Origin of the sequence: Sphingomonas sp. CCH15-F11 (genome assembly GCF_001557005.1) — a bacterium.
Classification (GTDB): Bacteria; Pseudomonadota; Alphaproteobacteria; order Sphingomonadales; family Sphingomonadaceae; genus Sphingomonas.
In genome coordinates, this window is sequence record NZ_LSKG01000149.1 from 1 (window position 1) to 14054 (window position 14054).

Annotated in this window: 19 protein-coding genes; 14 read left to right on the top strand and 5 right to left on the bottom strand. The window is 63.7% G+C overall.

The window, feature by feature from the left end; translation table 11 throughout:
• Positions 1-8: 8 nt before the first annotated feature.
• The 10 genes from AX709_RS19515 (at position 9) to AX709_RS19475 (ending at position 4980) form a co-directional block, all read left to right on the top strand.
• Complete coding sequence (locus AX709_RS19515) at positions 9-146, top strand: DUF3768 domain-containing protein (protein ID WP_155645944.1); 138 nt, start codon at positions 9-11, stop codon at positions 144-146.
• A 73-nt stretch (positions 147-219) separates the two neighbouring features.
• Positions 220-567 (top strand): hypothetical protein, encoded by a 348-nt coding sequence (locus AX709_RS19510; RefSeq protein ID WP_058456870.1) that lies wholly within the window; start codon positions 220-222, stop codon positions 565-567.
• 202 nt (positions 568-769) lie between these two features.
• A complete protein-coding gene (locus AX709_RS19505; protein WP_058456871.1) occupies positions 770-1270 on the top strand; it encodes a DUF736 domain-containing protein in 501 nt (166 codons plus the stop codon).
• Between the two features lie 184 nt (positions 1271-1454).
• On the top strand, positions 1455-1970 hold the full coding sequence (locus AX709_RS19500) for a hypothetical protein (RefSeq protein WP_058456872.1): 516 nt from the start codon (positions 1455-1457) through the stop codon (positions 1968-1970).
• A complete protein-coding gene (locus AX709_RS19495) occupies positions 1964-2335 on the top strand; it encodes a hypothetical protein (RefSeq protein WP_058456873.1) in 372 nt (123 codons plus the stop codon). The genes AX709_RS19500 and AX709_RS19495 overlap by 7 nt, the downstream gene beginning before the upstream one ends.
• Before the next feature lie 75 nt (positions 2336-2410).
• Positions 2411-2713 (top strand): hypothetical protein, encoded by a 303-nt coding sequence (locus AX709_RS19490; RefSeq protein WP_058456874.1) that lies wholly within the window; start codon positions 2411-2413, stop codon positions 2711-2713.
• Positions 2694-3098, top strand: a complete 405-nt coding sequence (locus AX709_RS19485; protein ID WP_058456875.1) for a hypothetical protein — start codon at positions 2694-2696, stop codon at positions 3096-3098. Before AX709_RS19490 ends, AX709_RS19485 begins: the two co-directional genes overlap by 20 nt.
• A gap of 476 nt (positions 3099-3574) precedes the next feature.
• Positions 3575-3910: a single-stranded DNA-binding protein gene (locus AX709_RS19480; RefSeq protein WP_058456876.1), complete on the top strand. Its 336-nt coding sequence runs from the start codon at positions 3575-3577 to the stop codon at positions 3908-3910.
• A gap of 434 nt (positions 3911-4344) precedes the next feature.
• The gene (locus tag AX709_RS19695; RefSeq protein WP_155647659.1) at positions 4345-4473 is read left to right on the top strand and encodes a ribbon-helix-helix domain-containing protein; all 129 of its coding nucleotides are present in this window, start codon (positions 4345-4347) and stop codon (positions 4471-4473) included.
• Positions 4474-4530: 57 nt separating this feature from the next.
• Positions 4531-4980 (top strand): hypothetical protein, encoded by a 450-nt coding sequence (locus AX709_RS19475; RefSeq protein ID WP_066284737.1) that lies wholly within the window; start codon positions 4531-4533, stop codon positions 4978-4980.
• 591 nt (positions 4981-5571) lie between these two features.
• On the opposite strand, the gene AX709_RS19470 is transcribed toward AX709_RS19475, so the two are convergent.
• Positions 5572-5991 carry a hypothetical protein gene (locus AX709_RS19470; RefSeq protein ID WP_156454279.1) on the bottom strand — a complete coding sequence of 140 codons (420 nt, stop codon included), beginning with the start codon at positions 5989-5991 and terminating at the stop codon, positions 5572-5574.
• Between the two features lie 170 nt (positions 5992-6161).
• Here AX709_RS19470 and chrA point away from each other — a divergent pair, with 170 nt between their 5' ends.
• From chrA to AX709_RS19450, 4 genes are all read left to right on the top strand, one after another.
• The gene (gene chrA / locus AX709_RS19465) at positions 6162-7481 is read left to right on the top strand and encodes a chromate efflux transporter (RefSeq protein WP_066550240.1); all 1320 of its coding nucleotides are present in this window, start codon (positions 6162-6164) and stop codon (positions 7479-7481) included.
• Between the two features lie 10 nt (positions 7482-7491).
• Entirely contained in the window at positions 7492-8220 is a 729-nt protein-coding gene (locus AX709_RS19460; RefSeq protein WP_066550237.1) for a superoxide dismutase, read from the top strand.
• Between the two features lie 113 nt (positions 8221-8333).
• Positions 8334-8840, top strand: a complete 507-nt coding sequence (locus AX709_RS19455) for a hypothetical protein (RefSeq protein ID WP_155647053.1) — start codon at positions 8334-8336, stop codon at positions 8838-8840.
• Positions 8837-9457, top strand: coding sequence for a methyltransferase domain-containing protein (locus AX709_RS19450; protein WP_066550233.1), 621 nt, complete (start codon positions 8837-8839; stop codon positions 9455-9457). Before AX709_RS19455 ends, AX709_RS19450 begins: the two co-directional genes overlap by 4 nt.
• On the opposite strand, the gene cobA is transcribed toward AX709_RS19450, so the two are convergent.
• From cobA to AX709_RS19430, 4 genes are all read right to left on the bottom strand, one after another.
• The gene (gene cobA, locus AX709_RS19445; RefSeq protein ID WP_066550231.1) at positions 9426-10256 is read right to left on the bottom strand and encodes a uroporphyrinogen-III C-methyltransferase; all 831 of its coding nucleotides are present in this window, start codon (positions 10254-10256) and stop codon (positions 9426-9428) included. The two genes, AX709_RS19450 and cobA, sit on opposite strands and share 32 nt — an antisense overlap.
• A complete protein-coding gene (nirD, locus tag AX709_RS19440) occupies positions 10253-10642 on the bottom strand; it encodes a nitrite reductase small subunit NirD (RefSeq protein WP_066550229.1) in 390 nt (129 codons plus the stop codon). The genes cobA and nirD overlap by 4 nt, the downstream gene beginning before the upstream one ends.
• Positions 10639-13149: a nitrite reductase large subunit NirB gene (nirB, locus tag AX709_RS19435; protein ID WP_066550225.1), complete on the bottom strand. Its 2511-nt coding sequence runs from the start codon at positions 13147-13149 to the stop codon at positions 10639-10641. The genes nirD and nirB overlap by 4 nt, the downstream gene beginning before the upstream one ends.
• 189 nt (positions 13150-13338) lie before the next feature.
• Positions 13339-14054, bottom strand: a 716-nt coding sequence (locus AX709_RS19430; protein WP_156454278.1) for a serine/threonine-protein kinase, incomplete at its 5' end; no start/stop codon positions are given.

The window sequence follows — 14054 nt, forward strand, 5'->3', positions numbered from 1 at the left end:
CGTGGGGTTTGACGGAACAACGGCATAGCCGATCCGGCCTGCATAGGATCTATTACGACACCGAACTGGCGTTCGGGTCAGAGGATCCGGCCAATCCAGCGATGACACGGCGCGTCGTCACGCTGATGCGGCCTGCGGACTACTGATCATTGTGAGGGACAGGCATATCGCTGCGTCACCCGGCAGCCGCCCAAAACCTGATGGGGAGGTAAAAAGCGCATGAGCAGACACAAAGTACCGCTTCGTGACGGGGTTGCGGCGGCAAGTGCCTATGTTGGCTGGGACCGCCCCTTGCAGACATACTTTGCGCAGGTTCTGAGCGCGCCTGACGAGGACGGGGAGGAGACCGAACTCGTGTGGGTCGGCACTGCCTTCGGCGAGCTGCCCCGCGCGGTTGACGCAATCCGCGTACTCGAACCCTACTGCCAGATCGAGGCAAGTCTTGCCGCACAGCTAGAGATCGACAGGATGGCATGCCTCGCCACGCGCGACGGACCCAATCAGCTCGAAGCCAAGGCTTTCATGGCGCGTGTCAGCCAGATCAAGGACACCGAGCCGGAAGCTTAGGTCGGCACGGACCGCGCATGGCTCGAAGCAGGGCCGGTTCATCTCCAAACCACACATCGAGGCTCCTCAGCCCTCTGGGCTGGACAGGATGACGCGCGCCTGCGGTGGCTGGCGCACGGGCCGGGCCACGGGCCCGGAGGAGAGGGGGGATGGGAGAAGGTGTTCCGGACAAGGGGTTCGGACAGCATCAGGAGAATGTGACATGAACATCGGCACCCTCAAGGCCAACGCAGAAGGCGTTCACATCGGCCGCATCACCACCCTGACCTTCAGCGCAACGGTTGCTCTGCGGGCCTTCGAATCCAGCAATGAGCGCGCACCCAAGTTCGACCTTATGGCGCTCTCGGCGGACCGCCGCAGCTGGGTCAAGATCGGCGCGCTGTGGGAATACTCGTCGAACGAGACCGGTGAATGCTTCCTGTCGGGCCAGATCGACGATCCCAGCCTCTCGGCGCCGATCCCGGTCGCCATGTTCCAGCAGAACGACGGCAGCTTCAATGTCGCCTGGCGGCGTTCGAAGCCCAAGGCGTCGCTCGACGGCTTCGGCAGCGAGAGCGAAGGCGCCCTGCCGCCGCTCACCGCCACCGGCGACGAACCGGCCAGCGACCGCAGCGTTGACAGCGCCGCTGCCACCGGCGACGGTCTGGGCGAAAGCACCGCTCCGGCACCCAAGGGCAAGACGCGCGTGAGCGTCGACGCCTGACCGGGACAAGCCCCCCGTGACCGGTGCCGCGACCCGCGCCGGTCACATCGGGAAGGCCCGTCCGCGCATTTGTCGCGGGCGGGCCTTTTCTTTTGCCCGCTGCTGTCGGGCTTGGCAGAACTGCTGAAGGAACTCGGCCCACAAGAGGGAAGGGGGAGGTGCCGTTCGAGCAAAGGAGGCTTGAATGGCACAGACAAACTGGACTCTCGATCTTGGCGGGGCTCCGTGGAACGAAGACTGCGCGCAGATCGGCCACACCCTAAACTTCGACCTCGTGAATACTGCCGAAGCCATGCTCTACAGGGCTGCGCTGATCGCGGTAGCTGGCTTCCCGCCTGCCGGCATCACCTTGCGGATCAAGGCCAACGCCCATGACTTCGGAACCTACCGGACGGTCGAGGCGCGCATCGACGACGACCAGGACGATGGCAGCCATGCCAGCTATCTCGAGACCCTCGAGATCGGCATCGCCTTCTGGCATCAGGCCGGGTTCGCACCGCCTGAATTTAGCAAGCTGACGGCCAGCGATCAGCTTGTGAGTTTCGTCGTGGATGCCGTCGCAAGCGCGCTGCGGATCACACGGCCGAGCACCACCGGGGCATTCTTTCCAGAATCCTCCGGGCCGATCCATCGCAACCTCACCGCAGCCTTTCCGGAAGCGGCACAGCGCGCCTTTTCCGAAGGGGCCGTGCCATGCTGACCGACAGCGAGCGCTTCGCCTTCAGCGCCTGGCGAATCCATGCCTTCGCCTCGACGGGCAATGCCTACGACGCCGTGCAGACCGACGAGACTATTGCTGCTGGGGATACGCTGCTCATCCTCGATGAGAGGGTTGTCGGTGTCGCGATGACCTGGCCGTTTGCTATCACCGCAGAGCCGGGCAAGCTTCACGCGGTCTGTGAGCCATGCGCTGGTGAAACCCTTGGGCACATTGAAACGGCGCTAGATGTTCCAGACGGGTCAATCGCGCGAGCCTGCCGCCTCGCACGGACACTGGGCTTTGCGATTGATGCGGGCCTCGTCCCCTTGTTGCCTGAGCTGCTGGCGGCAGAGGTGGACGGCTAGCGCGGCAAGCGTCGCCACAGAAATCTTGCTATTTTGGCAATAATTGCTATTTTGGTGCCAAGAGGAGATACCACCATGCCAGCGACGGCGAATGAGCACCCCAGGATTCCCCTGACCCGGTTTCACAACAACACCGGCGAGTTCCTTGATCTCGCAACCAAACAGCCGGTCGTCCTCACCAGCCATGGGCGCGAGCGACATGTCATCGCAGATAGCGAATATTTCCGCCATCTTGAACAGGCAGCACGCGGTGTGATCGCCGGCCACATGAATATCGAAGCTGTCGCTTCGTCCGACATGACCGAAGCCGATCGCAAGGCTTTCGCTAATGCACGGCCTTCGGCCAGTGAACTCGCCAATGACCGCTGGGAAGACTGACCGCCCCGCCGCAGGCCATATCCTCCGATACGTCTATCTCTTCGAGGAAGAGCAGAGACGGGGCCGCGACGAAGGCGTCAAGGAACGCTTTGTCGTCGTCGTTGGTGTGGAAGGGTCACGCTACCTGGTCGCGGCGATCACGACCAAGGGCGAGGGGCGCAAGAACGCTGTCGCAATCCCCGATGAGATCGCACGCGCAGCCGGGCTCGCTCCGGGCAGCGCCATTGTCGTTTCGGAATTCAACCGGTTCACCTGGCCCGGGTTCGACATCAGACCCCTGATGAAGCAGCCCGGGTACATTGCCGGACGACTCCCACCGCGGTTCACGGCAAAGACCATCGATGCCATCGCAGCCTGGGGCGCCGCTGCCGTCGATCGCGATTGATTGCCGCAACGCAGAGACAGGCAGCCCCCTTGGAGCCATGTCTGACCCCGCATCAAGGCCAGTATGGCGGCAACTTCGGGGATCGGCACCCCAGGTAGCCAAAATCGGGTCTTCCGGACGACAGCCACAAAGAGTCTATTCGCTCCCTAAAATCGGTGAGGACGGGCGATCGATCCTGCGATCATCACCGTCGACAGCAAGCTCCTGCGAGCCGAGACGCGGCGAGGTCGATGTCCAGGCGTGCGATAAGCTCCTGTGCCAACAGCACGTCCGCCGCCCAGTGCCCCTGCCTCTCTGGTCGAGCTTAGGGCCAACCTGCAGAAATGCGAGCCGTGTTGCCCGGCAAGCCGGGCTGCCCGCACCATCTCGCTTTCTGAGGTTTCCCGCGCGCCGCAGCGCGCGGTGTCCCAGCTCTCTCGCCGAGGCTCGATAAGGGCACCGGCGGACGAGCCGTCGGCACCAAGGAGGCTCATGCAATGAACATCGTCAACCTCGTCGGCCGTCTCGCCAAGGATCCCGTTGCCCGCGACCGCAGCGACACCCGCATCACCGAACTGATCCTCGTGACCGAGCGTCCGGTCATCCGCGACGGCAAGGTCCAGAAGGATCCGGGAACCGGCTACCCGGTCAAGGATGCAGAATTCCACAAGGTCACCGTCTTCAATGGCCTCGGGCTCCCGCTGCGCCAGCACAAGGCCAAGGGTGACCAACTCGCCGTGACGGGCCGCATCCACTACTCGCGCTGGCAGGACGCCGAAGGCAATGACCGCTATGGCTGCGAGATCATCGCCGAGAACGTCGAGTTTCTCTGACCGGGAGGGGCGGCGCGCAGGCGTCGCCCGAGCCCTTTCAGGGGGGCGACAGCTGGACACCGGTGGCGTCCAGCTTCGTCCCGCGGTGACCGCAACTGCAGCGCAAATGCCGCGCGACGATCTCCAGCTTCATCGGGATGGATTTGGCAAAGCATCGGTCTCGGAGCGTGGCCGCTGGCACGATCACAACGCGGTGGCATCCGAGACATTCTACCTGCGCGTTGAGGCCGTGGCGAACCAGATCGGCGAGGGTGTCGAGACGTTTGCTGCTCATGGCTGCGTTAGAACATTATAAGAACACGAGCTGTCAAGCGTGCTGGGTGAATGCACAGTCGACCTGATCGCCAAGGTGCGTGGACCGAACAACACGACGCATTGCGCTGAAACAAAAAAGCGCAATAATCCCGCACATTGCAACTGAGGAGCATGATGCAATGGCACTCTTTGAGGTAGCTCTCGATGAACAGCTCGAGCACCATCTGAAGGCTGCGGCCCAGTCCCAGCGGGTAGATCAATCCGAAATCGTCCGACAAGCGCTCGCAGATTATTTCAGGTCAGCCTAAAACGACGTCTACGACGACGACGCCATCTGGGACGACTGGCGCGACTTCTCGCAAACCGTGATAGCGGCACAGCGTCGAGCGATTATAGCGATCATCCGCCGCCTTCCCGAGACGGCTTGGACCTCACGGCACGAAACACGCCGAATCCTGACCGAGGCTGTCGAAGACGTTGAATGGGACGAGGGCATTGAACCGATCTATGAGGCCTTGCGAGCGAAGGTCATCGAGAAGTCGCTCGCCTTCACGACCAACCCCGAAATCGAACCCACCAACCGAAGCTACCCATTCGCGCCCATAATCCGGTTCGACATTGGCTTTGCAACCGATGACCTTTACTCGGTCCGGCTGCCGCTGATCCAGGCATTCTTTCAATACTACTGGGAAGCAGGCGAAGCGGCATTCGCTGAAATACCCGCCATCTGGGAAGCTGCCAAGGCGCGCATAGATGCTGGCGAAAAGCGTCCCTCAGATGAGGAGGCCGCAGCGGCACGACGGACCTCTGGCTAGGAATTGACGCTCTGGAAGGCGGAGTGATTGAGTTATCTCCCACCGGATACGGAAGCCCGCTGTCATAGAAGCAGACCTTGGTTCACGCCTACCTGTGCTCCGATGTGATAAGCAGCCGGTGACGTCTCCCGACCTCTGGCCGGGACCGCGCTCTATTCCGCCTCGTGCGCTTGGGCCCCATCTTCGCGGGGCTCAGTGCGCCCGTGGCTTCACCGAGCCCCTGAGGGGTCTCGGCCCTTCGGGTGGCGATCGCTGACGCAATTTGCCGCGCACCGCGCTTACGCGCTGCGGCCATAGAGAGCGGGGCTTTTTGAGCGGCTCGGGCTTCGCCCGGGCCTTGCCTTTCCGTTAGCCCCGCCAGCTCTCGGTCCCGCCGCTCGCGGCCTGTTTGCCGCGCGCACGGTCGGCGACAAATGCCGCCGCCTCGGCGCGCGACTAACCAGGCCTGTCGGACCGCGGCTCCTGCGGGAGCCGTTTTCCGGTGCAGACGTCTCGGAGAGACGCCGGTTCACTCGCCATGTCGGCTTTTCGGCGATGTTGTGAGCTTGCCAAATGACCGCTCATGGGTGGATTCCGGTAATCAGAATGCCGTCAACGGAGGCGCTGTTCATCCAAGATAATCTCCGCTCCCGCCGAGACTTCGAAGTTACCGAATTCAGCGAGTTCTACCAATAAATCGACTATTGTAGAGCAATCGTAATTTTGAAGACAGTATACCAAGGTTCCGCGATTGTTCACTAGTTCCGGACGCTGAATTAGTTCCACGAGAGGCTGAAAGACTCTTTTGTCTTTCGTATCAGAAAGCTTCAGTGCAAGCGAGTATCGCTCCAAGTGACTGTCAGTCACTTCAAGGCGACGCAGCTTCTCCAAGATTTCAGTCTCGTTCATGGCGCCATTCTGGCCGAAGGCGCTTATGACCACAATGGGGTCGGTTGCAGAACGGCAGGATTTTTCCAGAAGCGAGGCAAAGCCGCCATACCGCTTTCGGGATCGCGCATCTGCTCCGCTCATGACGGTTGATGGGTGGATAGCGGAATTTCCGTTTCGACCTTGCCGAGACTTGCGCCGCATTCTAAACCATCGGCGACGGGGCGAAGCAACCTCCCGTTCAGGCCGAGAAAAGCCCAAGCGTTGCCTCGTAGCCTTGCCGTTGTTGGCAAGGTCTTTTGTGCGAGGTCATCTTGGCGTCATCGGCTCTCACCCATTCCGTCGCTTTTGTCGATCTGCTGCGGGCGTTCACCCGCATCGGCCTGCTCAGCTTTGGCGGACCTGCGGGGCAGATCGCGCTGATGCACCGGGAATTGGTGGAAGAGCGCAAATGGGTGGCCGAGGAGGATTTCCTCCACGCGCTCAATTTCTGCCACCTGCTCCCCGGCCCCGAAGCGCAGCAGCTCGCCACATGGATCGGGTGGCGGCTGCATGGATGGCGCGGCGGGCTGGCCGCGGGGCTGCTGTTTGTCATTCCGGGCGCGGCCATCATTCTGGCGCTGTCGGTGCTCTATGCCATTGCCGCCAATCTCGCATGGGTCGAGGCGCTGTTTCTGGGCGTAAAGGCAGCAGTGCTTGCGATTGTGGTGCAGGCCTTGTTGCGGATTGCCGGACGTGCGCTCGATACGGGATTGAAGCGTGCGCTGGCGGTGGCCGCGTTTGTCGGACTCTTCCTGTTCGATCTGCCATTTCCGCTGATCGTGCTGGGTTCCGGGGTGATTGGAATGGCGGTCGCAGCGTGGCGCCCTGCCCTGTTGGCGCTGAAACCCACAGCACCCGCTGGCGATTTGCCCGAACGACCATGGCGCAGCACGATCATTTCGGTTGCCCTTTGGGGAGCGGTCTGGGCCGCGCCGATGGTGCTGATTGCGCTGACGCTGGGGCAGGATCACGTGCTGTGGGAAATCGGCGTATTCTTCTCGCAGCTCGCCATCGTCACCTTTGGCGGGGCTTATGCAGTGCTCGCCTACATGGCGCAGGAAGCGGTGCAGGGCTTCGGGTGGCTACGTCCCGGTGAGATGGCCGATGGGCTTGGCCTTGCGGAAACCACGCCGGGGCCGCTGATCTTGGTGACGCAATTCGTCGGTTACCTCGCGGCCTTCCGTGCGCCGGAACCGTTCTCGCCTTTCCTCGCGGGATTGCTGGGGGCGGGGCTGACCACGTGGGTGACGTTCGCGCCGTGCTTCATGTGGATCTTTGCCTTCGCGCCGTGGATCGACCGACTGGGTAACGCTGTGCGGTTGAAGGGCGGGCTCGCAGCAGTGACGGCGGCGGTTGTGGGCGTCATCGCCAACCTCACCGCATGGTTTGCGCTGCATGTGCTGTTTGCTGAGGTGGGCCAGCGCCAATTCGGTCCGCTGCGGTTATACTGGCCGGACCCGGCGAGCTTCGAATGGCGCGCAGGCGTGCTGGCAGCGCTCGCCTGCGCACTGGTGTTCGGGCTGAAATGGTCGGTGCTGCGGGTTCTGATGGCCGCCGCGCTGGGCGGCATGGTTCTGGTTTTGGCAATCTGAGGAGGACGACATGAGCATCATCACACGCAGGCAAGCCATCGGCACAGCAGCCCTTTCGGCCACGGGCATCGCGCTGGCAGGAACGGCAAGCGCAGCTTCGGCGCAAGATCCTGCCGCAGCCGCTTCCCGTGCCGCTGCCTTTGCCGGCAAGCACACGCCGAAGCCGCTGCGGTTCAATCCGGCCAAGCTCACCGGCCTGTCCGAGCGGCTGATTACCTCGCACTGGGAGAACAATTATCAGGGCTCAGTGCGCGGGCTCAACACCATCGAGACCCGCCTTGCTGCCGCCATGGCCGATCCCGACTTTCCGCCGGTTGCCTATGCCGGGCTGAAGCGCGAGGAACTGCACCGCACCGGATCGGTGGTGCTGCACGAATATTACTTCGATGCGCTGGGCGGTAACGGCAATCCGGGCGGCTCGATCTACGAGGCGCTCGATGGCTGGTTCGGCAGCTTCGCCGCATGGGAAGCCGAATTCCGCCGCACCGCAATGTCACTGGCGGGCGGATCGGGCTGGTGCATCCTCAGCTACAACCGCCACACCAAGTCGCTGCACAATTACTGGGCCTTCGATCACATGCATGGTGCAGCCACCGGCGCGCCGCTGATCGCGCTCGACATGTATGAGCACAGCTTTCACATGGACTACGGGGCGGCAGCGGCGAAGTATGTCGATGCCTTCATGGCCAACCTTGATTGGGAGGTGGTGGAGGCACGGTATCAGGCGGCGATTGTGTGACTGGGCATTCTGCAAATCGGCTCTTGGTCCTTGCTTTGCTGACCCTTGCCGTTGGCGGAGCCTGCCTCGCAGTTCAGGGGCCATTGCCGGGCGACGTCGGGGCCACACGCAGATTGCAATCGCTGTTTGGTAATGCGCCGCGTTGGGCTGAATGGCTCACCGATACAGCCAAGCCGCCAATGGTGATTGCGACTATGGGGTTCGGGGCAGGGCTGGCATGGCTTGCAGCTGGCTGGCGCTCTGCGCTTTCTGTGCCGCTTGCCTTCGGCCTCGCCTGGCTGCTCGACAAGGGCTTGCGCGCTGTTATCTTTGCGCGGCGACCATCAGCGGATCTGGTCGCGGTGGCCAGCGCCAGCAGTTCGAGCGGGCTGCCCTCCACCTTCGGGCTCGTCTATGGAAGCATCTTCGGAGTGGTTGTCTTTGCGGCAGCAACGGGCAGGTCAGCGAATGGGCTGCGCGCCCTTGCGCTCGCTCTGATCTTTGCCGGAGTGGCGGCCCGGGTGGTGCTCGGAGGACACTGGTCGAGCCAGATGGTCGCCTCGGTTCTGCTGGGCCTGCTGGCGGCCGTTGCTGCAAGCGAAATAGCAAACCGATTGCTCATGAAGGAAGGCGCACGATGACAGAAGAACCCCGGCAGCACTGGGATCGGGTCTATTCCGACAAGGCACCCAGCGAGGTTAGCTGGTTCCAGAGCGAACCGCGCCCTTCGCTCGCCGCGCTTGCACGCTTTGATGTGCCTCACACGACACCTTTCGTCGACATCGGAGGGGGCGCCTCCAATCTCGTCGATGCCTTGCTGGCAAACGGGTGGAGCGATGTGACCGTGGTCGATATAGCCGCCCCGGCGCTGGAGGCGGCGCAAGCCCGACTAGGCGAGGCAGCAGTGGGCGTCCACTGGGAGGTCGGCGACATAACCCGCTGGAACCCGCGGCATCGCTACGGGGTATGGCATGACCGGGCCGTATTCCATTTCCTGACCGAGCCCGAGCAACGGGACGCCTATCGACGCGCACTGCTGGCCGGAACTGCGCCCGATGCACTCGTCATCATCGCCAACTTCGCGCCCGATGGGCCTGAAAAATGCAGCGGCCTGCCAGTGCAGCGCCATGATGCGGCAAGCCTTGCCGCTGCACTCGGAAGCGCGTTCACGCTGCTCGATAACTGGCGCGAGGAACACGTCACCCCGTGGGGCGATGCGCAGAAGTTCAGCTGGTGCGTGTTCCGGCGAGAGAAATAGGCCCTGTCGCAAGGCGCTCTGCCGGAACGCAGACTACGGCTCCTTCGCCTGGGGCTTCCTGCGCGACATTTGTGTGCGCAAGCGACATCGCGGCTCCCACCAGAATCAACGCCGGGCCATCCCCCAGCGCAGTCCTTGCGGCGAGCGGCAGCAGTTCGAGGCAGGTGGTGAAGATCCGTTCTTCCGGCAGGCTGGCGTTTTCGACCATCGCCACCGGCGTATCGGCGGCAAGGCCAGCGCGCTGCAATTCGCGGGCGACCAGCGGGGCTGCCGCCTTGCCCATGTAGATCGCCAGGGTCGCGGCAGGATCGGCCAGCACGCTCCAGTCCAGATCGAGCGGTTCGGTCCCACGCGCATGGGCGGTGACGAAGGTCAGCCGCCGGGCAAGCCCGCGCAAGGTCAGCGAGGTGCCAAGGCTGGCGGCAGCCGCGCTGGCGGCGGTCACGCCGGGACAGATGCGCGTCAGCACGCCAGCGGCGCGGCAGGCGGAGAGCTCCTCTCCTGCGCGCCCGAAGATGGCAGGATCGCCGCCCTTTAGCCGCACCACCCGCTCACCCTCCAAAGCGGCGGCGACCAGCAGCGCGTCAATCGCTTCCTGAGGTTTGGAATGGCGGCCGGATCGCTTGCCCACCGGCACCCGGCGCACGTGCGGCGGGATCAGATCGAGCACGCCGGGGCCGACCAGCGCATCGTAGAACACCACGCTGGCAGCAGCGATCAGGCGCGCGGCCTTGACCGTCAGCAATTCGGGATCGCCCGGGCCTGCGCCCACCAGCCACACCTCGCCCGGGGCGATCATGCGGCGGTGTCCAGTGCGCGTTCGCCCACGGCGGCCTGCCGCCGCGGGGCCAGCACCGCTTCGCGCAGCAGGAACAGGCGCCCGCCATCGACCTTCAGCGGGATGGTAGGCGTGCAGCCGCGATCATCGCCCAGCGCCTCGCCCGTGCGCAGCGAGATGCGCCAGTTGTGCAGCGGGCAGGTGACGCTGTCGCCGTGCACCATCCCCTCGCTGAGAGGGCCGTGCTTGTGTGGGCATTTGTTGACCAGCGCGAAATACTCGCCCCGGCTGGTCAGGAACACCGCAATTTCCTCGCCCCCTGCCACCGGCAGAGTGCGGGCGCTGCCAGCCTTGATCTGGGTAACGGGGCCAATATCGAGCCACTGGCCCACGGTATCGCTGTTCATCGTGCATTCTCCAGAGCAAGCGGGCGGACTTCGGCAAGGTGCTGGTGCAGATCGTGATGCGCTCCGGCGGCGCGGCCTGCCCAGGGATCGATCTGCCAGTATTTCTGCGAAAGCCGGAACCGCGCGGCGAGCCTGCCGATCCGGTCTGGATCAGTGAACAGCTGCGCTTTCAGCCATTCCAGACCCTTGCGTTCAATCCACGGCGCGGTGCGTTCAAGGTAATGCGCGTCTTCGCGGTAAAGCTGGATGAAGGCGAGGCAGTGCTCCATCGCCTCGACCTCGGTTTCGACCTTGCAGAGAAGATCGGTGACGCGCACCTTGATGCCGCCATTGCCGCCGACGTGGAGTTCATAGCCGCTGTCAACGCAGACGATGCCGAAGTCCTTGATTGTCGCTTCGGCGCAGTTGCGTGGGCAGCCGCTGACCGCGATCTTGAACTTGTGCGGCATGTAACTGCCCCAGGTGGCCTGTTCGATCTTCACGCCCAGCCCGGTGGAATCCTGCGTGCCGAAGCGGCACCATTCGCTGCCCACGCAGGTCTTCACCGTCCGCAGCGCCTTGCCATAGGCATGGCCCGAGACCATGCCTGCGGCATTGAGATCGGCCCAGACGGCGGGCAGATCCTCCTTCCTGATACCAAAGATATCGAGCCGCTGCCCGCCGGTAACCTTGACCATCGGCGCGTTGTATTTCTCCACCACGTCGGCGATCGCCCGCAATTCGCGCGGGGACGTGATGCCGCCCCACATGCGCGGGACGACGGAATAAGTGCCGTCCTTCTGGATATTGGCGTGAAGCCTTTCGTTGACGAAGCGGCTGGTTTCGTCATCCTCATATTCGCCCGGCCAGGCGCACAGCAGGTAGTAATTGAGCGCCGGGCGGCATGATGCGCAGCCTTCGGGCGTATTCCAGTGCAGTTCCTGCATGACCTGCGGGATCAGCTTCAATTCGCGTTCCACGATCAGGCGGCGCACATCATCGTGGGTGAAGCTGGTGCAGCCGCACAGGGTTTTCGGCCCGGCCTCAACCTCGGCGCCCAGGGTCAGGGCGAGCAGGCTTTCGACGATGTTGGTGCACGAACCGCAGCTGGCCGAAGCCTTGCAGGTCGACCTGACGGCGGCAACGCTGTGCGCGCCTTCGTTGATGGCGCAGATGACGGCGCCCTTGGACACGCCGTTGCAGCCGCACACCTCGGCATCATTGGCGAGCGCAGCCACGGCAGCATGCGGATCGCCGCCCGCGCCGCCTGCGGCATAGGCCTGCCCGAAGATCAGCGACTGGCGGATCGCGGCGATATCCTCTTGCCGGCGCAGCAGATCGAAATACCAGTTGCCGTCGGCCGTATCGCCGTAAAGCACCGCGCCGATCAGGCGGTTATCGCGGATAACAAGGCGCTTGTAGATGCCGTGCGCGGCGTCACGCATGACGATATCCTCGCACCCCTCACCGCCCGAAAAATCGCCGGCCGAAAACACATCGATGCCCGAGACCTTGAGCTTGGTGGAGGTGACGGAGCCTTCATACCCGCCTCCGCCACCGCTGCCGGTGAGGTGATCGGCCAGCGCCCGGCACATCTCCCAGATCGGCGCGACGAGGCCGTAGCAGGCCCCGCGATGCTGCACGCATTCACCCACCGCAAGGATCGCTGGATCGGACGTTTGCATGTGATCATCAACCACAATCCCGCGCTCGCAGGCGAGACCGGCGCTTTTGGCCAGCGCAGTCGCAGGCTTGATCCCGGCGGCCATCACCACAAGATCGGCGCGGATGCGGGTGCCGTCTTCCAGCACGATGCCGGCGACCCGGCCCGCCGCGCCAAGGATCGCCTTGGTGTTGGCGCTGGTGAGGATGGTGTGCCCGCGGCGTTCCAGTTCCTGCCGCAGCAGCCATCCGGCGGCTTCATCCAGCTGGCGCTCCATCAGGGTCGGCATCAGGTGCACCACGGTGACCTGCATTCCGCGCAGGGCCAGCCCGTGCGCTGCCTCCAGCCCCAACAGGCCCCCGCCGATCACCACCGCAGCGTTGCTGCCTTCACCCGCGCCCACCTCAGCAGCGGCGATCATGCGGTCGACATCGTCCAGATCCCGGAACGTCACCACACCGGCCAGATCATGCCCCGGCACCGGGATGATGAACGGATCAGAGCCGGTAGCGATCAGCAGCGTGTCATACGGCAGGGCAAGCCCCGAACGGGTGACGACCATGCGCGCTTCGCGGTCGATCCGCTCTGCCGGATCGCCGCTGATGAGCGCGATGGCGTTATCCGCATACCATTGCGGGCCGTTGATGATGATGTCGTCAAACGCCTTTTCGCCCGCCAGCACGGGTGACAGCATGATGCGGTTGTAATTGACCCGCGGTTCGGCGCCGATGATGGTGATATCGAACCGGCCGGGGGCGCGGGCCAGCACTTCTTCAACCGCGCGGCACCCGGCCATGCCGTTGCCGATCACCACCAGCTTTTCGCGGCTGCCGGACGTATCGGGGAAGGGAAAAATCGCGTTCATGCGCTGTGATCCTGTGCCGACAACGCACGCAAAAAAGCCGCCAGGTCATCCAAGGGACCGGCGGCGCCATTGCCACGTTGATTTGGGGAGAGAGTAAGGTCAGGCGCGTTCCTCCGTTGGAACGCTGACGGTTTGGAAACTACCCGAGTCGCATCGGCTTAACAACCTCCTTTTTGCATTGCAGCATGATCAGCGCATCAGCGCGATCACAAGCGCTGCGGCCAGACCTGCGCTGACCACCTGCCACAGCACCACCGGATTGCGCATCAGCAGCGGGGCAGGCTGGGGGTGGGTCAGCACGGTGTTGGGAACGCTGAGATCATGCACAAAGGCGCTGACCTCCTGATAACGCAGATGCGGTTCCACGTGCAGCGCATGGGCAAGCGCGGCGTCAACCCAGTCAGGCACGTCATCCCGATAAGTCACCACCGGCACATACCGCAGGCGGCGCTGGCGCGACAGGGTATCAGCCGCGCCCGCACGCGGGCCATAGGGCAGGTGCCCGGTCAGCAGATAATAGGTCATCGCGGCGAGCGAATAGAGGTCGCTCTGCTCGCTGGCCGGCAGGCCGCGATACAGTTCGGGCGCGGAAAATTGCAGGGTTCCGGCAAAGGCATCCTCGCCCGCCTGCGGCGCGTGTTCGGCCAGCCCGTCGATCCGGGCCGATCCCAGATCGATGATGATCGCGGTGCCATCGCCATCGATCATCACATTCGCGGGCCGCAGATCGCGGTGGATGATCTGCCGCCGGTGCAGCGCATAGAGACCGCGCGCCACCTGAGTAATGATGGCGCGCACGGCAGCGATATCGGCGTGCGGGTGATCGCGCTGCCATTGTTCCAGCGTGATGCCATCGCAATAGCCGCTGATGGCGTAGAGGTAGCGGCGCGGGCGGGTGCGGGGCG